Raw genomic sequence first — 16,832 nt, 5'->3', positions numbered from 1 at the left:
TCCGGAAACCATTTGATGTGACGACCGTTACTGTATGATGTTTCAATCAGTCTCAGTCATTAACCACCCGCTCATTGCGGCATTCCAGGAATTTGTGCGTGATCCGTTGTTCCCCTGCGTGGGTGCTAAGGCTGCGTTGTCAAAAGAACAGATGACGTTCGTGGTGGCCCGCGACGTAAAATCCGCGTGGGATGACCTTGAAATCCACGCGCAACTTCGTGGCTTAGTCGATTTGTATCGACAGAACCGTGCGCCTTTCCGTTCGCTTGCCGTTATATTCGAGCACAATTCTGACCTCGACGAACTGCAATTCGAACAGTTTTTGTGGGAAAGGCTTCAGTCCTTAAGTGACAAGGATGATTGGTTAGGTCAGGAAAAAGATGCCCGCGTCGCGCACGATCCTAATCACCCGGAATTTTCACTGAGTTTTGGCGGAGAAGCGTTTTTCATTGTCGGCCTTCATCCGCATGCAAGCCGGCCAGCGCGCAGATTCTTGCGGCCGACCATGATATTCAACCTGCATGACCAATTCGAAATGTTGCGGGAAGCCAACCAATACGAAAAACTGCGCGCTTCCATTCTTGACCGCGACGTCAAAATTGCCGGCAGCATCAACCCCATGCTAGCAAAACATGGGGAAGTCTCTGCGGCACGCCAATATAGCGGTCGGGCGGTTGAAAGTGGCTGGAAATGTCCATATCAGCGTTCCGGTGCCCATCCCGATCTGGAGTTGTTAGATGCCATCACGGATTGAACCCCGGACAGGTGTGGCTTTCACGCTAAACCGCGGCGATATTTTGACTGTCACTGATCCAAATGGCGAGCAGGTGGCTGATTTGCTTGCCTTTCATCAAGGCGATATCAGTGAGGTGATTTCGTCGGGTCGAACGCTCGATTATGCAAGTCGGTTATTTCTGACAACAGGCGACCTTTTATATTCCAATCGAAGCAACGTCATGCTGGAGATCATAGCGGACGATGTCGGGCGCCATGACTTTTTGCTGACGCCATGCAGCAAGGATACGTTCCGAATTATCTACGGCGATTCTGACCCGCATCAAGGTTGTTTCGGTAATCTGGCTGGCGCGCTATCGCCATTTGGGATTAAAGAGGACATGATCCCGGTGGCCTTCAACTGTTTCATGAATGTTGCGGTTGATGGCATTTCCGGGGAGCTACGGGTTGACCCGCCGTTGAGCAAGGCTGGGGACAGTATCCGTTTTCTTGCGCATGCCGATCTGATTATCGGCTTAACGGCGTGTTCGGCGCTTCAGTCTAATAATGGATCATTCAAGCCCATAACCTATGATATTGAGCCTGTGGCTTGATTGGTGCCAAGTTAGCGTCAGGCAATATTGGCCTGCGGCTTGGCTGGCGCGCTGCAGCAATGGCTCGGTTAAGGGTGAGACTGTGTTATTTGTTCAGGCACCAAAAACACGTTAATCTGGATTCACCCACGTTATTTAACGAACTTGTTCAAAGGCGGAAGTTGCAAAACAGGGACGGGCGCATGGTAACGCTGGCCGACAAGGTCGCCGTTAAGGCGCATGTTGCCGACGCACTCGGGAGCGACTGGGTCATTCCAACGATCTGGCACGGCACAAAATTGCCTGAACAGCCGGACTGGCCGGGGCCCTTCGTCATAAAATCCCGGCACGGCAGTAACCAAAATATCTACGTACGCGACCATGATCCCGACTGGCGCCTATTGCACAAACGCATAACAAAATGGGGCCGCCAACCATATGGTAAATGGCTGGATGAGTGGCTCTATGCGCATATTCCCCGCGGAATATTGGTCGAGCCCTTTATTGGGCAGGAAGGACTGTTGCCCGTTGACTATAAAATCTTCGTGTTTGGCGGATCTGCCAAGTACGTCCAGGTGCATCTTGAACGGGAGAACGCGCATCGCTGGATCGTGTTTGATCGCGACTGGAACAGGGTATCTGCACCAACGTCCGACATAGACCCAGAGCCACCCAAAGCACTGGCCCGTATATTGGATGCCGCCGAGACGCTGGGACGCGGGTTTGATTTTGTCCGCGCCGATTTTTATGAAGTGATGGGCAAGCCACTTTTTGGAGAATTGACGTTCTATCCCGGATCAGGGCTGGACAAGTTCAACCCGATCTCATTGGACGCCGAATTTGGACGGCACTGGCTTGATGCGGGCGGGTTGTAAGCATTTTTCGACGAGTTCTTCTGGCGCTTCATCTGCCGTTCACGCAAATTTCCAAATATACGCTCGCCTTCACCGTTATATCGATATAATACAGCCACGCGATGCTCTTCCGGCGCCCTTCCTCTGACATCCCTGGCGATATCGACAGTCGGCTAGCCGCGTTCGATGAAAGCTACGCGCAGCGTTTTCCAGATGATCCGCAGCCGTGGAATGAAGCGGCAGCAGCATCGCGCAAGCGACTGCTTCTGGGCAAGACGCGGTGGTGGTGGGTGGTGCGCGGCAGCGCTGCTTTGCTGGCTTTGTTCATTCTTATTTTGCTTTGGCTTGCGGTGACTGCGCCCCTGTCAAAATCGCTTCAACCAATTGCTCCCCCGCGCATTACCTTGCTCGCGTCCGACGGCACGCCTATCGCGCGTAACGGCGCAATCGTCGACAAACCCGTTAATGTCAGAAAATTGCCGCCCCATGTCGTTCAGGCTTTTCTCTCCATTGAGGACCGTCGTTTTTATTCGCATTGGGGCATTGATCCGCGCGGGCTTGCCCGTGCCGCTTGGTCGAACGCTTTTGGCAGTGGCATGACGCAGGGCGGGAGCACGATTACGCAACAGCTCGCAAAATTCACTTTTCTCACGCCGGAGCGAAGCCTTACGCGCAAAGGGCGCGAAATGCTCATCGCATTCTGGCTCGAAGGACGGCTGACTAAGGACGAAATTTTGGGGCGTTATCTGTCCAACGTATATTTCGGTGATAATGTCTATGGCCTGCGCGCGGCGTCATTGCATTATTTCTACCGCCAGCCAGAACGCTTGACCCTAAGCCAGTCCGTTATGCTGGCAGGCCTTGTGCAAGCGCCGTCACGATTGGCCCCGACCAAGAACCCTGCACGCGCCGCAAAGCGCGCTCAGCTGGTTTTGAAGGCCATGGTAGCTAATGAGGCCATCACGCAGGCAAAGGCCAACGCCACCCCTGTGGCGCGGTTGGACGTCCGGGTGCGCGAGACTTTGCCAACTGGCACATATTTTGCGGATTGGGCCCTGCCGCAGGCCCGGCTACTCACCGAAAGCGGCTATTCGGACGTTCGGATGACGACAACATTGGATGCGCGGCTGCAGAATATTGCCCGCAAAGTAGTCGGACGATCCGGCGTCGGTGACGCGCAAATCGCTTTGGTTGCAATGCGGCCTAATGGCGAAGTCGTCGCCATGGTCGGCGGCAAAAGCTATAAGGACTCCGCGTTTAACCGCGCCACGCAGGCAAAAAGGCAGCCGGGGTCGACTTTCAAGCTGTTTGTTTATCTGGCCGCACTTCGCTCGGGTATGACGCCCAAGTCGTTGGTTGCGGACACCCCAATCAATGAAGGCAGCTATCGTCCGAAAAATTCGGGCCAGCGTTATCGTGGCGATATCACGCTTGAGCAGGCATTTGCCCAATCGAGCAACGTGGCTGCCGTGCGGCTTTACCAGAAAGTGGGCGGGAAAGAAGTCGAGCAAGCAGCAAAGGACCTTGGCATCCGCAGTGGATTGACGCTTGATCAAAGCCTTGCGCTCGGGAGCTCCGGCGTGACCCTGATCGAGCTTACATCCGCATATGCAGGGGTCGCAGGCAACCAATGGCCAGTCGAACCTCACGCATTTAAGCAGGATGAGCAAGGTTGGCTAGAATGGCTTTTTTCTGGCCCACGCGCCTTTAGCGGTCGCATGCACAAAATGTTGCTCGATTTACTGGGCGCATCGGTAAAGCAAGGCACTGGACGAGCGGCGCGCTTGTCTATTCCGGCCTATGGCAAAACCGGGACCAGCCAGGACAATCGTGACGCGCTGTTTGTCGGTTTCGCCGGCGATTTGGTCGTTGGCGTTTGGATTGGAAATGATGACAATAGCCCGCTGCGCGGGGTAAATGGCGGTGGGCTACCTGCGCGCATCTGGCGGGACTTTATGGTACAGTCCATCCGCAATGCAGCGCCAGCCGCTATGCCCAAAGTCCGTCAGACACCCGATCCCGAAGGTCCAATTGAACCATTGGATTTGCCCGAATTGCCCGAGCCTCCCATCGATATCGGCAATGCGCAATTACGCATCGACCAGAATGAGGGCGTGACCGTGAATACAGAAGTTGGCGGCGTGCCGGTCGAAATCAAACTTGACCGCGACGGAGCAAATATTCAGGCAGCACCGCCCACAGAGCGACCCGCGCCGGAACCACGCTAATGCGGGCCCAATTCAACTTGGATAAAATGATGCGATATTTTTTGGCGCTTCTCCTGTCTATTTCCGCAATGTGGGGCGCGCCGGCGCTTGCAGATGCCAGCGACATTAGCGCTGCAGCGCGCAGTGTTGTGCGCGTGATTGTCTACAGTTCTGCCGAGGGCCAGCAGACAATTGTGAGCATCGGCTCCGGGGTTGCGGTGGCGCGCGATAAAATCGTCACCAATGCCCATGTTGTTGAAATGGTGAGTGTGGATGACAGTGCGCAGGTCATCATCGTGCCTTCTGATGGTACCGCAAGTTACCGCGCGACGGTTATTGCGGCTTTGCCCAGCAAGGATCTCGCATTGCTGCAATTGACGACGGGTTCGCTTGTTCCTGCAAGTGTCTTTGCCGGGTCCATCGCCGATGGCGCGGATGTATTTGCCATCGGCTATCCCGCCAGCGTCGATATTGCGCTTGAACAAAGCGAAGCGGATGTCCTTCGTCCGCAGCAGCCAGTTAAAACGCGTGGGACAGTGTCTTCCGGGCGCACGTCCAAGACTGTGGAATCGCTTTTGCATACGGCCCCTATTGCGCCGGGTAATAGCGGCGGGCCCATTGTCGACGCATGCGGCCGGGTTTTGGGAATCAACAGTTTTGGGTCGGTGCCAACAGACGGGGGGGCCGAGTTTTACTTCGCTATCTCGGCGCGCGAATTGTCGTCGTTTCTTACAAGCCGGGGAGTCGAATTCCGGCCCGTCAGGGGCGATTGTCGATCAGTGGCCGAACTGACTCGTGCAGAGGCCGAACTTGAGGCGTCTGTCCGGGCGAAGACGGAAAACGAGGCGCGCGTGGCCGCTGAACTGCAACGCAGTCGTGAGGGCAAGGTGCGTAGTGACGCGGAACATGCGATCATTGGTGCGCGTGAGAACCATTTGGCGCTCGCAACCTTGTTGTTGGTGTTGAGCGCGGTTGCTGGTGGCGCAGCCTGGCAGTTTTCCGAACGCAGCCAGCGCGACCGTTTTAAAGCAGCCACCGCGGCGGGTGTGCTGTTGTTTGCATCGGCGTTGGGTATCTTTGCCGCCCGCCCTTCGTTCAATGAGGTGGATGACAGGGTGCGGGCTGCATTGACAGCAGACGCACCGCTGGATGACCTGTCCAAGCAGGGTGCAAATACCGCTGTCAAACCGAGTGCAAAAAATTGTGTCTTGCAACCCCAGCGCAGCCGCGTGACCATGTCTGATACGGCCGACGTCGATTTTACATGGCAGCCCAACGGTTGCGTCAACGGCCGCACCCAATATATTGAGAGTGGTGGTCGATGGGTTCGAAGCTTTGTGCCCAATAATGACGCGCAAGTCTCAGTGGTCAGCTATGCGCCCGATACGAAAATTTACCGCATCGAACGATTTTTGCTTGGCAATGACGCTATGCAGGCCGCGCGTGAGGCCCGTCAATTGTACGATGTTAAAACATGTACAGCTGACCCCGGCCAACTGACCAACATCGATAATATGAACAAGGCGATTGCGGCACAATTGCCACCGGCGCCGAACGAGATATTGCTGTTCACCTGTTCTGGACGCTGAATCGTGCATTGTGCAAGGGGACATTCGGCTTATGGTAAAACCATGATCCGGTCTTTGTCGTTCTTACTTTTGTTGTTGTCGGCAACGCTTGCCGGATGTTCCGAAGGCGTCGACAATGAACGTGTTCGTGTCGACGTCATTGAAGACAGGCCCCGGCCGTTCAATGTGTCGGCAACACCCTTGCCAATCGCTTCTGCCTATTTGCGTGCTGCCACTGCCCAAGGGCTTGTCACGTTCGACGAGAAGGGACGGGTGGCTCCGGGACTTGCGAACCGCTGGATCGTTACCGAAGACGGACTTAGCTATATTTTCCGGTTAAACAAAACGCGGTGGAACGACGGCCGCACCCTTGAGGCAAAAGAAGTAGCGCGGCTTTTGACAACGCGCATTCGCGAATTGGGCAAGGGGCGGTTTGGTTCCGAACTTGGCGTCATTGACCGCGTCGTCCCAATGACAGGCAAGGTTGTGGAAATCCGGCTGAAGGCGCCCATGCCCTATTTGCTTGAATTGCTTGCTTTGCCTGAATTTGGTTTGCTGAGTAAGGGCGCCGGGTCAGGGCCAATGCAAGCGCGAAAATTTGGTCAAGCGATGCAGTTGCGCCGTAACGAAACCAATGCCGAGGGTGTCCAAAGCTTAAGCAAATCCATGGTTACTATGCGGCGCGGCGAAGCATCGCTTGTTGTTGCACGTTATATGCTTGGGGAAAGCGACTTAATCGAAGGCGGTCGGTTTGAGAGTTTTCCTTTGTTGGAGGCGGCAAAAATCAGGGCTGCTGAAATACAGTTTGATGCGGTTCCCGGGTTGTTCGGCTTGCAAGTCGTGCAAGGCGGTCCATTTTTGTCAGACAAGGCCAACCGCGCGGCGATCGCCATGGCCATTGACCGTCCGAAATTGTTGACGGCCTTTGACATTGTGGCGTGGCGCGAAACCGTTACCTTGGTTCCCGAAAGCTTGCCAAACCGAGATGAAATCGCCCGCCCCGACTGGGCCGCCCCGTCCATGGACCAACGTCAGTCGATGGCGGCGGCCACGGTCGCACAATGGAAATCCGCAAATGGAGAACTCCGGCCCCTGCGCGTCGCGCTGCCCCGGGGCTATGGCAGCCGGATATTCTTTGCACGACTGCGATCCGACCTTGCTTCCATCGGTATCAACCTCGAACGCGTAACCGCCGACCGGCCGCACGACCTGATGCTTATCGATCGCACTGCAGAACAATCCAGTCCCGCATGGTATCTTGATCAGCTTTCATGCAAGTTTGCGACGATTTGCAGCACGCGCGCAGACGAAATCGTGGCTGAAGCGCGCTTAACCAATGATATCGCGATGCGGGCAAAATTACTGGGCGAAGCCGAGGCCGAATTGCAGGATATTGTGGCCTTTATCCCGATTGCCAATCCGTTGCGTTGGTCGGTCGTTCGGCCGGGTCTTTTGGGTCATTTCGCCAATGGCCGTGGGTGGCACCTGTTGCAATATCTTGGGCGAGACCCGACATAAGCGTAAAGGAGTAACGCCAGTGCCGCTTTCGCAGGAACAATTTGCGCAGATTGCCAAAGATTTGCCCGGAATGGGAAATGACCCCCATTCGGTGCGCGCCCGCGTGGAAGCGCTGGAAAAGCTGCTTGAGCGTGCGTTCCATATTCCCGGGACCAAAATCCCCTTTGGTCTAGATAGCGTCATTGGTCTTGTGCCCGTAGTGGGTGATCTCGTGACGGCGGCCATGGGCGCTTATATGGTGTGGGAAGCACGTAATCTTGGCATGTCGAAATGGCAACTGATCCGGATGACAGCCAATGTCGGTGTAGATACTGCTATTGGCGCGGTGCCGTTTGTCGGAGACGTGTTTGACCTTGTGTGGCGGTCCAACAGCAAGAATTTGCGGATTATCAAGAAACATCTCGATAAGCATCACCCCGCCACACGGGTAATCGAGGGTTAACGGCCCCGCCAGATTTTTAAAGGTGCCTTGGCAGATGGCATACGGGCGTAAGATGGACATGTCCTGGGCTTAAAATCACGGCCAAGGCAAATGCGTACTTCCTCAAGCCAGCCCTTTGCGTTGGTCTTCACTGTGATAGCGTCGGTTGGCAGACCTTCGTTCACATCGGCAATGCGCGCTGCCAGTATTTCGCCGGTAAGCGATGTCCCGCGTTCGGGCTCACGTGAAAGCCGCGCCATGTCCGGAAACTCTATGGCGCCGAACAAAATCCCTGCGGCCTTAAAATAGGCATCGGGTGTTGTGGCCATGCATATGCCGTGCTTGGCCCATTGATGTTGAAGCAACTGCGGAGAAGGGCTGAGGCAAATATTTTTGGTAACAACTGATCGCGGCAAAACGCCGACCGCGCGGCAATATTGCGGGTAATTCGGCCCCTTGGCCTCAGGCCACAGGCCATGCAGGATGAAGCCGAAGTCTCCGATATCGCCCGAACATTGAAAGCGCATAGCCGGGTCACTGGTGCGCCCCCTGCAATATTCGGGGCTCCAGCTCAGTGCCAGAACATATCCATCAACGGCTGTTCGGCGCACCTGATTTGTTGGCGGCATTTCCAAAGCAGGACGAGGCAAATATTTCGGTGGCTGGCACTGCCACGCTTGCGCCATCAGCGGGGCAGGTTGGGAAAGCGCGGCTGAACCAAATATGACAAGAAGCTTAAACCTGCGCAAAGTCCAGTCCGATATCGGCAGCAGGCGCGCTTTGCGTGAGGCGGCCGACCGAAATATACGTCACCCCCGTTTCGGCCTTGACGCGAATGCTGTCCAATGTAACCCCGCCCGATGCCTCGGTTGGCACACGCCCTGCAATCAATGCTACAGCAGCGCGCAGAGTATTGGCATCCATATTATCAAGGAGCAAATGGCTGGCCCCGGCAGCAAGACCCGGTTCGATCTGTTCAAGGCTATCGACCTCTAATATGATGCGCTGCACCCCTGCATTTTTGGCACGCGAAACAGCTTGAGCAACCCCGCCTGCGACGGCCACATGATTGTCCTTAATCATCGCTGCGTCCCATAGACCCATGCGGTGGTTTGTCGCCCCGCCCATCCGCGTGGCATATTTTTCAAGCAGGCGAAGGCCTGGAATGGTCTTGCGGGTATCGAGAAGGATGCAACCGGTGCCCGCAATCGCGTCGACATATTGGCGCGTCATCGTGGCAATGCCCGACAAATGCTGGACGGTGTTCAGCGCAGACCGCTCCGCCGTCAGCATCGCCCGCGCATTACCCCTCAGACGCATCAGGTCGGTGCCAGCAGCCACCTGTTGGCCTTCATCGACCAAAGTCTCGATCTCCATAGTCGGATCAAGCGCGCGGAAGAATGCGACTGCAATCGGGAGACCAGCAACGACGATGGCATCGCGGCTGTCCATCACCCCAGCGAAGCGGACATCCGCGGGAATAACGCTTTCGGAGGTTACATCCCGGCCAGACGGCCCCAGATCTTCGGCTAGCGTCGCGCGGACAAAAGCGTCCAGATCGAATTGTGGAATGTGAAAGGTCATCAAATAGTTGTCCGGTGTGACGCAAGGATAGCGTCTATGCCGCAACCATAGGTGCGTTCGCGCGCCGCATCAATTACCGATGCCCTGTCTTCGCTGTAAATTTAAACCTGACGAAAATCAGTAGCCCATCAGGCTCATGACTTCCTTGCGGCTGGATTGATCGTCCAAGAAGCAACCAATGAGCTTCGATGTCACCATGCCAACCCCATGCACCTTCACGCCGCGTCCGGTCATACAACCATGCTGTGCCTCAATAACGACAGCAACACCTTCGGGTTTCAGGTTTTCCCAGATACAGTTCGCTACTTCTGCCGTCAGCCGCTCCTGAACCTGAAGCCGCTGCGCAAATCCATGCAACACACGCGCAAGCTTTGAAATTCCTACCACCTTGTCAGTCGGCATATATGCGATGGATGCCTTGCCAATGATCGGTGCCATGTGATGTTCGCAATGCGACTGGAACGGTATATCCTTCAACAGCACCAGTTCGTGATATCCGCCGACCTCTTGGAACGTGCGCGACAGATGCGTTGCCGGATTTTCTGCATAGCCAGAACAATATTCACGCCAGGCCCGTCCCACCCGCGCGGGTGTATCGAGCAGGCCTTCGCGCTCAGGATTATCACCGGACCAGCGGATAAGCGTACGAATTGCATTCTGGACTTCATCAGGGACGACTATTTTGCCATTCTCGCCGATCTCGTCCTCATAATGGATATGCGCGATGGGAAACACCTTCTCGGGTTTGTTCATCTTTAGGCTCCAGCGGACGCCATGCCCGCAATTTCATACCAAAAGATAGGTCTACCCGCCTCAAAAAACTATACGGACAATAGCCCATAGATGCCAAGCCGCAACACTTGATGACATTTACGCAACAAAAACGGCGTCAAAAAACTGTTGGAACATGGACCGTATGTCCAATCTGGGACTACCAAATTCAGCCAATCGCCTGACCGGTTTTGGCCCAGTCCGCCATAAAGCCCTCGATACCCTTATCCGTGAGGATGTGCTTAAACAGACCCTTGATGACGGATGGTGGGGCGGTCATTACATCCGCACCGATTTTCGCGGCTTCAAGCACATGAATGCCGTGGCGGACACTGGCGACCAAGATCTCGGTTCCAAAGGCGTAATTGTCATAGATCAGCCGAATGTCGCTGATGAGCGCCATCCCGTCAAAGCCATTGTCGTCGTGGCGGCCAACGAATGGCGACACAAATGTTGCGCCGGCCTTTGCCGCCAACAGTGCCTGATTGGCCGAAAAGCAAAGCGTGACATTTACAAGAGTGCCTTCGGACGTCAGTGCCTTGCATGTCTTCAGCCCGTCAATGGTCAAAGGAACTTTGATGCAGACATTGTCTGCAATCTTGCGGAGGATTTCCGCTTCCTTCATCATCGTCGCATGATCAAGCGCGACGACTTCGGCCGAAACCGGGCCATCGGTCAGCGCGCAAATCTCGCGTGTCACCTCAATGAAATCCCGGCCCGATTTCGCAATCAACGACGGATTGGTGGTCACGCCATCAAGCAAACCGGTCGCCGCCAGATCCTTGATGTCGGCAATGTCAGCGGTATCGGCAAAAAATTTCATGGGATGTTTTCCTGACTTGAGATTCGGTTCACCGTCTCTTGGCAAAAATAGCACATAATTGACAGGGCATATAGGGGCAGGGTTCGGCAGGCCGCCGCCATCACATTCATTGGCAGAAGTTCGATGCAGATGGTGACGTTGCCTGTGCGATTGCCTATAGGCTTTCCATGAACCATCCCACCAACCGCGTCCGTGTCGTTCTGTTGACACAAGCGATTGGGCCGCTTGATTACCGTTTACCTGCAGGCATGCATGCTGGTCCCGGCTGCGTAGTGATGGTGCCGCTTGGCCCGCGAAAACTGCCCGGCGTCATTTGGGACGATGACGTCTTCGGCGAAGAGGCCGTCGATGCCAGCAAGCTTCGGGCGGTACTGGAAATCGTCGAGTGCCCGCCTTTGGGAGAAGGGTTGCGCCGCCTCGTTAATTGGGTCGCGGATTATTATCTCACCAGCCATGCTGCTGTTTTGCGGATGGTGCTGGCGTCTTCAGCGGCTTTTACGGCATCAGGGACCATTACTGAATATCGTCGCACTGGGTTCGAGCCCGCACGGCTAACCGCGCAGCGTGCCGCAGCACTGGATGCGTTGGAAGGTGCGCAAGGTCTTGTCCGCGAACTTGCGGCTGAGGCCGGGGTAAGCGACGCCGTCATTCGCGGGCTGATCAAGGCAGGCGCGTTTGAAGCTGTTACGATTAGTGTCGATTCGCCTTTGCCCGAACCGCTGGCAGATTTTGCCGCACCCGAGCTAAACGCAGCGCAACAACTCGCGGCAAATGCGATGGTTGACGCCGTCCGCACTGGTGGTTTTGACACTTTCGTCCTTGATGGCGTGACAGGGTCGGGCAAAACCGAAACCTATTTCGAAGCGGTTGCCGAAGCGATCCGGCTCGGCAAGCAAGTGCTGGTCTTGCTGCCTGAAATTGCGCTGACTGCTCCTTTTCTTGCGCGATTTGAGGACAGGTTCGGCGTTGAGCCAGCCGTCTGGCACAGCAATCTGCGCTCGACCCAGCGTCGCCGTGTGTGGCGTGCCGTTGCCGATGGCAGCGCGAAGGTGCTGGTGGGAGCGCGTTCTGCTCTCTTCTTGCCCTTCGCCAATCTGCGCCTGATCATCGTCGACGAGGCGCATGAGACAAGCTTCAAGCAAGAAGACGGCGTGCGTTACCATGCCCGCGATGTTGCGGTAATGCGCGGCCGGTTTGAAGGGTTTCCTGTGGTGTTGGCATCGGCCACACCAGCGCTTGAGTCGCGCCACATGGTGGCCATGGGTCGTTACAAAGGGCTTGAGATACCCTCGCGTTTTGGGGCGGCCAAGATGCCCGAGATCAAGGCGATCGACCTCACCCTTGACGCCCCCGACCGGCAACACTGGATAGCGCCGACGCTATTGAAGGCGTTGGAGGAACGCGTTGAACGCGGCGAACAAAGCCTTCTATTTCTTAATCGGCGGGGATACGCACCGCTTACCTTGTGCCGCACTTGCGGCCACCGCTTTCAGTGTCCGAACTGCACCAGCTGGATGGTTGAGCACCGGCTCGTGCGACGGCTTGCCTGCCATCATTGCGGCCATGTCATGCCACCGCCGGAACAATGCCCCGAATGCGGCGAAAGCGACACTTTGGTTGCCTGTGGTCCAGGAGTTGAGCGCATCTGTGACGAGGTCAACCGTTTGCTGCCCAATGCGCGCACCATCGTTGCAACGTCGGACACTTTGTGGTCGCCCGAAAAGGCGGCAGACTTTGTCTCGCGCGTGGAGAACAAGGCGGTCGATATCATCATCGGCACTCAGCTGGTGACCAAAGGCTATCACTTCCCCGAATTGACTTTGGTCGGCGTTATCGACGCTGATCTGGGGCTTGAGGGCGGGGACTTGCGCGCCGCAGAACGCACCTTCCAGCAAATCGCGCAAGCCGCAGGACGGGCAGGGCGCGGGGAAAAGCCGGGCGAGGTGTTTATCCAGACACGCAATCCCAACCATCCGGTCATTGCTGCCTTGGTTGCCGGCGACCGGGATGCGTTTTACGATGCAGAAACCGAGCAGCGGAAATCGGCGGGGGCACCGCCCTTTGGACGCTTCGCCGCGATCATTATTTCGTCGGAGGACGAACGTGAGGCGATTGAGGCCGCGCGCGCGGTCGGCGGCGCTGCGCCGCAGGTCGAAGGGATGCATGTCTATGGCCCTGCGCCAGCGCCGCTTGCGATGCTGCGCGGTCGATACCGCCAGCGTTTGCTTGTCCACGCCCAACGATCAGTCGAGGTCCAGACCATCATTCGCGAATGGCTAGGCGGCCTGCAATTTCCGCGCGGAGTCCGGGTGGGTGTCGACGTCGATCCTTATAGCTTCCTATAAGCGGTTGCCTGCCGCGCGTCGGCTTGGCCAAATAGCGGATTTACCTGCCGCTTCTTATGTTGCATCCTGCCTGCAAAATAACGGGGGGATGCATCATGACTAAGTTGATTTGGGCCGTCTTGCTAAGCACGGCATCGGCGACCAGCGCCTTCGGGCAAGAGGCAAAGCCTGCCTCGGACGCCACGATCGCCGCACAACGCAGCGTCGCTGCGCAGCTTCCTGCCGAAGACGGCCGCGACCGCGACTTTGCCGACCGCGGCTTTATCGGAACGCTGTCTGACCCCGTCATAAACAATAAGGATGGCAAGCCGGTCTGGAACCTCGGCGCCTATGACTGGATGGCGGACGGCATGTCACCCGACACCGTCAACCCAAGCCTGTGGCGGCATATGGGGCTGTTGCGCAAGCATGGCCTCTTTGCGGTGACGGACAATATCTGGCAGGTGCGCGGCTTTGATGTGTCGAACATGACAATCATCAAAGGCCAGACAGGGTGGATCATTATTGATCCCCTGACGAGCCGCGATACTGCAGCGGCGGCACTGAAGCTGGTCAATGACAAGCTTGGCACGCGGCCTGTGACGGCGGTCATCTACAGCCACAGCCATGGTGACCATTTCGGTGGCGTTCGCGGCATCGTCAACGAGGCTGATGTGAAAGCCGGCAAGGTCGCCGTCATTGCGCCCGAACATTTTCTGGCGGAGACGGCTTCGGAAAATGTGATGGCGGGTCCAGCGATGGGCAGGCGCGCGACGTTCCAGTTTGGCAGCAATCTTGCGCCAGGGCCGCAGGGACAAATGGGCAGCGGCATCGGCAAAGGTATTGGCGGCGGCGACATCACGCTCATTTCGCCCACCATCGACATTCACAAAACGGGAGAATTGCGCGAGGTCGACGGCGTGACGCTTGAGTTCCAGATGGTTCCGCAGTCCGAGGCACCTGCCGAAATGAACGTCTATATGCCAGCATCGCGGACATTTCTGGCTGCGGAAATAGCGACCTGTTCGCTCCACAATATTCTGACGCCGCGCGGCGCGAAGGTGCGCGATGCACTGGGCTGGTCCGGATTTCTGAACGAAGCGCTCAACCTGTATGGTGACCGCAGCGATATTATTATTTCCAGCCATTGCTGGCCGCGCTTCGGGCAGTCGGAGGTCAAGGGCACTCTGTCGGGACAGCGCGACAATTACCGTTATCTGCATGATCAGACCGTTCGCATGATGAACAAGGGCATGACTCAGGCGGAAATTGCCGAAGTGTTAAAAGCGCCACCCGCCATTGGCGATCAATGGTTCAACAAAGGCTATTACGGCACATACAGCCACAATTCGAAGGCCATCTATCAATATTATCTCGGCTGGTATGATGCCGTTCCAGCCAATCTTAACCCGCACCCGCCCGAGGTCCGCGCGGCCAAACTGGTGGCGGCCATGGGCGGCGCGAAGAAGGTCTTGGCTGAGGCGAAAAAGGCGATGAAAGCGGGCGATTACCGCTGGTCGTCGGACCTGCTCAATCAACTGGTATTTGCTGACCCCAAAAATCTTGAAGGCCGCGCATTGCTCGCCGACAGCTATGAACAGCAAGGCTATCAGGCCGAATCTGCCATCTGGCGCAACATGTTCCTGTCCGGAGCGCGAGATTTGCGCGAAGGGATGAAGGCAGGGATTAGCGCGCAAAGCATCGACATGATTTCGGCGATTCCGACTGGCTTGCTGCTCGATTCTGTGGCGACCCGGTTGGACCCTAAGATCATCGGCGATGCGGCATTGACGCTGAATTTCGTATTTTCTGACCGGAAAGAAATGGCGAAAATCACCGTCGGCAATTCCGTGATGATCAGTGAAATGGGCAAGGCGCACGCGGCACCTGCGGTTACTGTGACTGGGCCTCGTCAGTTGTTTCTGGGACTGCTGTTCCTGAAGATGCCAGCGGCACAGTTGCAGATGGCAGGGTTGAAGATTGAAGGCGATGGCACCGTTCTAAACAGGCTTCAGGCCGCACTTGACCCGATGCCGGGTCCGTTCAACATCGTCGAGCCTTAGGCCACTGAAACCATCCTGCGGCCTTTCATGGCGGTACGTTAAATCTGAAAGGTCACACTAAGGTCTCACCTAAAACGAAAGCGAACCCTGCGCATCATTCCCCGCTACCGTCACCCTGAACTCGTTTGTGGTGCCGAAGGCGTGCAGGGCACAAACAAGTTCAGGATGACGATATGAGAGGACAGCGTAATATTGCCCATGTTTTTGTGACAAGGCAAAATTCGAAAGGTCACACTAAGGTCTCACCTAAATCAACAGTGTCGGCCTGAAATAGATACAAGGCAAAGTCGCACGGTAGCTAAAACGGAATGGTCGATTCATGATGATGAAAATATCTCGTGGCTGGTTGCATGCCCTTACAGCCTTTGGGCGAATATCGATGTCGTGTGCAGAATCTGACAGGTCAAATCCTACATTGCAAGCGTTACATCCTTGATATAACATCATTCTCCACGTCAATGTTCAGTGCGGGCTGAGCTGTTGCGGGCTGGGCTGTCTTACATTTCCCCGCGCTGGCGGCGCAGAGCATACCATTTTTTGACGTTGGCATTATGCCCTTCCAACGTCTCGGCGAAGACGTGTCCGCCCTTGCCATCGGCGACGAAGTAATAATATCTGGTTTTTTCGGGATTTAACACAGCTTCGATCGCCGCGCGTGACGGGTTGGCGATTGGTCCCTTTGGCAAGCCAGTCATAGCATATGTGTTATAGTCGTTAACGTCCCTGATTTCGGACTGACGAATGCGCCGCCCAAGCGGCTTGCCTTGCGTGATGGGGTAAATGATCGTCGGGTCCGCCTGAAGCATCATGCCGGTGCGCAAACGGTTTGAATATACCCCGGCCACCATGCGCAGTTCCGATTTCAGCGCCGTTTCCTTTTCGACAATCGACGCCAGCGTCAGCGCCTCCAGCGGCGTTTTGACCACTGAGTCCGGACTGCGTTTTGGCCACAACTCGGACATCGTTTTTGTCATAGCATCCTGCATGCGTTTCAGCACAGCGGCGCGCGGCTCGCTCTTTTCAAATGCATAGCTGTCGGGCAACACCGATCCCTCAACAGGCATGTCAATGCGTCCAGTCAGGCGATCATTCGCCATGAGCCGTTCGTAGACCATGATGGATGGCATGCCTTCGGGAATGGTCACCATTCGCCGGATGGTTTTGCCGCCTGTCAGGATCGACAGGATTTCCGAATTGGAGGCGTCTGCCGGAATGACAAATTCGCCAGCCTTGATCGTGCTCGTTGCGCCAAACAGTTTTGCGCGGCTTACAAAGGCGTCGGCGGATTTGACTATACCGCCTTTTTCGAGCTGTTGCGCGGCGGAAGTAATACTTGATCCTGGCTTGATGACCACCGTGGTTTCCCGCTCCAACGGTCCGGGCGCAGTCCAG

General features: G+C 56.1%; 15 protein-coding genes. 10 read left to right on the top strand and 5 right to left on the bottom strand.

Annotated features, from left to right (window positions below):
* Positions 1-37: 37 nt before the first annotated feature.
* The 7 genes from gntA to ACLL9E_RS04205 all read left to right on the top strand — a co-directional run bounded on the left by gntA (position 38) and on the right by ACLL9E_RS04205 (position 7,896).
* Positions 38-754: a guanitoxin biosynthesis heme-dependent pre-guanitoxin N-hydroxylase GntA gene (gntA, locus tag ACLL9E_RS04235; protein WP_411290520.1), complete on the top strand. Its 717-nt coding sequence runs from the start codon at positions 38-40 to the stop codon at positions 752-754.
* Entirely contained in the window at positions 738-1,328 is a 591-nt protein-coding gene (locus tag ACLL9E_RS04230; protein ID WP_411290496.1) for a DUF1989 domain-containing protein, read from the top strand. The genes gntA and ACLL9E_RS04230 overlap by 17 nt, the downstream gene beginning before the upstream one ends.
* A gap of 59 nt (positions 1,329-1,387) precedes the next feature.
* Positions 1,388-2,182, top strand: a complete 795-nt coding sequence (locus ACLL9E_RS04225; RefSeq protein ID WP_411290495.1) for an ATP-grasp fold amidoligase family protein — start codon at positions 1,388-1,390, stop codon at positions 2,180-2,182.
* A gap of 101 nt (positions 2,183-2,283) precedes the next feature.
* Complete coding sequence (locus ACLL9E_RS04220; RefSeq protein ID WP_411290494.1) at positions 2,284-4,389, top strand: transglycosylase domain-containing protein; 2,106 nt, start codon at positions 2,284-2,286, stop codon at positions 4,387-4,389.
* A gap of 26 nt (positions 4,390-4,415) precedes the next feature.
* The gene (locus tag ACLL9E_RS04215; RefSeq protein ID WP_411290493.1) at positions 4,416-5,957 is read left to right on the top strand and encodes a S1C family serine protease; all 1,542 of its coding nucleotides are present in this window, start codon (positions 4,416-4,418) and stop codon (positions 5,955-5,957) included.
* 42 nt (positions 5,958-5,999) lie between these two features.
* Positions 6,000-7,454 carry an ABC transporter substrate-binding protein gene (locus ACLL9E_RS04210; RefSeq protein ID WP_411290492.1) on the top strand — a complete coding sequence of 485 codons (1,455 nt, stop codon included), beginning with the start codon at positions 6,000-6,002 and terminating at the stop codon, positions 7,452-7,454.
* A gap of 19 nt (positions 7,455-7,473) precedes the next feature.
* Entirely contained in the window at positions 7,474-7,896 is a 423-nt protein-coding gene (locus tag ACLL9E_RS04205) for a DUF4112 domain-containing protein (RefSeq protein ID WP_411290491.1), read from the top strand.
* Here the strand turns inward: ACLL9E_RS04205 and ACLL9E_RS04200 are convergent.
* Entirely contained in the window at positions 7,893-8,402 is a 510-nt protein-coding gene (locus ACLL9E_RS04200) for a ribonuclease T2 family protein (protein ID WP_411290490.1), read from the bottom strand. The genes ACLL9E_RS04205 and ACLL9E_RS04200 overlap by 4 nt on opposite strands.
* A 47-nt stretch (positions 8,403-8,449) precedes the next feature.
* Here ACLL9E_RS04200 and ACLL9E_RS04195 point away from each other — a divergent pair, with 47 nt between their 5' ends.
* Positions 8,450-8,602, top strand: a complete 153-nt coding sequence (locus ACLL9E_RS04195) for a hypothetical protein (protein WP_411290489.1) — start codon at positions 8,450-8,452, stop codon at positions 8,600-8,602.
* An 8-nt stretch (positions 8,603-8,610) separates the two neighbouring features.
* On the opposite strand, the gene nadC is transcribed toward ACLL9E_RS04195, so the two are convergent.
* The 3 genes from nadC to fsa form a co-directional block, all read right to left on the bottom strand.
* Entirely contained in the window at positions 8,611-9,459 is an 849-nt protein-coding gene (gene nadC, locus ACLL9E_RS04190) for a carboxylating nicotinate-nucleotide diphosphorylase (RefSeq protein WP_411290488.1), read from the bottom strand.
* A gap of 117 nt (positions 9,460-9,576) precedes the next feature.
* On the bottom strand, positions 9,577-10,212 hold the full coding sequence (folE, locus tag ACLL9E_RS04185) for a GTP cyclohydrolase I FolE (protein ID WP_411290487.1): 636 nt from the start codon (positions 10,210-10,212) through the stop codon (positions 9,577-9,579).
* 187 nt (positions 10,213-10,399) lie between these two features.
* Positions 10,400-11,053, bottom strand: a complete 654-nt coding sequence (fsa, locus tag ACLL9E_RS04180) for a fructose-6-phosphate aldolase (RefSeq protein WP_411290486.1) — start codon at positions 11,051-11,053, stop codon at positions 10,400-10,402.
* 167 nt (positions 11,054-11,220) lie between these two features.
* On the opposite strand from fsa, the gene ACLL9E_RS04175 reads away from it, so the two are divergent.
* Both ACLL9E_RS04175 and ACLL9E_RS04170 read left to right on the top strand, forming a co-directional pair.
* The gene (locus ACLL9E_RS04175; RefSeq protein ID WP_411290485.1) at positions 11,221-13,398 is read left to right on the top strand and encodes a primosomal protein N'; all 2,178 of its coding nucleotides are present in this window, start codon (positions 11,221-11,223) and stop codon (positions 13,396-13,398) included.
* A gap of 95 nt (positions 13,399-13,493) precedes the next feature.
* Positions 13,494-15,440, top strand: coding sequence for an alkyl/aryl-sulfatase (locus ACLL9E_RS04170; protein WP_411290484.1), 1,947 nt, complete (start codon positions 13,494-13,496; stop codon positions 15,438-15,440).
* Positions 15,441-15,937: 497 nt separating this feature from the next.
* Here ACLL9E_RS04170 and mltG read toward each other — a convergent pair.
* The coding region (gene mltG, locus ACLL9E_RS04165; RefSeq protein WP_411290483.1) for an endolytic transglycosylase MltG at positions 15,938-16,832 on the bottom strand (895 nt) is incomplete at its 5' end.

Source organism: Sphingorhabdus sp. (assembly GCF_046596595.1).
GTDB lineage: Bacteria > Pseudomonadota > Alphaproteobacteria > Sphingomonadales > Sphingomonadaceae > Sphingorhabdus_B.
Note: the sequence above shows the minus strand (reverse complement) of the source record. Positions and strands in the feature narration are given on the sequence as shown.

Excerpts from the sequence above, each read along its gene's own strand:
- ACLL9E_RS04170 (WP_411290484.1), top strand. The coding sequence starts at position 13,494 with ATGACTAAGTTGATTTGGGCCGTCTTGCTAAGCACGGCATCGGCGACC.
- ACLL9E_RS04230 (WP_411290496.1), top strand. The coding sequence starts at position 738 with ATGCCATCACGGATTGAACCCCGGACAGGTGTGGCTTTCACGCTAAAC.
- ACLL9E_RS04200 (WP_411290490.1), bottom strand. The coding sequence starts at position 8,402 with ATGCGCTTTCAATGTTCGGGCGATATCGGAGACTTCGGCTTCATCCTG.
- ACLL9E_RS04225 (WP_411290495.1), top strand. The coding sequence starts at position 1,388 with ATGGCTCGGTTAAGGGTGAGACTGTGTTATTTGTTCAGGCACCAAAAA.
- gntA (WP_411290520.1), top strand. The coding sequence starts at position 38 with ATGTTTCAATCAGTCTCAGTCATTAACCACCCGCTCATTGCGGCATTC.
- ACLL9E_RS04220 (WP_411290494.1), top strand. The coding sequence starts at position 2,284 with ATGCTCTTCCGGCGCCCTTCCTCTGACATCCCTGGCGATATCGACAGT.
- ACLL9E_RS04210 (WP_411290492.1), top strand. The coding sequence starts at position 6,000 with ATGATCCGGTCTTTGTCGTTCTTACTTTTGTTGTTGTCGGCAACGCTT.
- ACLL9E_RS04215 (WP_411290493.1), top strand. The coding sequence starts at position 4,416 with ATGATGCGATATTTTTTGGCGCTTCTCCTGTCTATTTCCGCAATGTGG.
- folE (WP_411290487.1), bottom strand. The coding sequence starts at position 10,212 with ATGAACAAACCCGAGAAGGTGTTTCCCATCGCGCATATCCATTATGAG.
- nadC (WP_411290488.1), bottom strand. The coding sequence starts at position 9,459 with ATGACCTTTCACATTCCACAATTCGATCTGGACGCTTTTGTCCGCGCG.
- fsa (WP_411290486.1), bottom strand. The coding sequence starts at position 11,053 with ATGAAATTTTTTGCCGATACCGCTGACATTGCCGACATCAAGGATCTG.
- ACLL9E_RS04175 (WP_411290485.1), top strand. The coding sequence starts at position 11,221 with ATGAACCATCCCACCAACCGCGTCCGTGTCGTTCTGTTGACACAAGCG.